The 444-nt window shown below is 42.1% G+C and carries 1 protein-coding gene and 1 pseudogene; one reads left to right on the forward strand and one right to left on the reverse strand.

Annotated features, from left to right (window positions below):
• On the forward strand, positions 1-242 hold a 242-nt coding region (locus tag A3763_RS27970), incomplete at its 5' end, for a hypothetical protein (protein WP_197482703.1).
• Between the two features lie 4 nt (positions 243-246).
• Here A3763_RS27970 and A3763_RS27975 read toward each other — a convergent pair.
• Positions 247-444 (reverse strand): annotated as a pseudogene (locus A3763_RS27975) (IS3 family transposase); the annotation flags it as partial.

The raw sequence follows: 444 nt of genomic DNA on the forward strand, positions 1-444 counted from the left end.
AGGGAAAGGGAGGAAATGCAGGTATAAATTGTTGGGATTTAAACAGTGATCGAGTAAATGATGCTGATGAGGATATTAATAAAGACGGATTGTGGGATTCACATGATTGTACTAGTGCCAGTAGTTCTGCTCAAAACCAGAAAGCAGAATTAAACCATCAGCATATTTGTGAAGCTCTTGCAAACTTGGGTGAATATCCAGAAGGCTGCCCATCGGCGTTTTTCAAGGTAGTTGTCGCCTGAGCATTTAAGCTGCTTGTTTTTCCTTCTCCGGGTTCAACTTAACGTCACCCACTTTCTCCCAGTTCCGCGTAGCTTTTGACCACCTTATTTGGTTCTTTCTTTTCATCTTGCGATAAAGCTCATCCCTCTTCGATAATATTTCTTCATCCAGACCTAAGTGCCTTTGCTCTAGGGTAACAAAGTTAATTCGACTATGCCGGTG

This window comes from Oleiphilus sp. HI0128 (assembly GCF_001635365.1).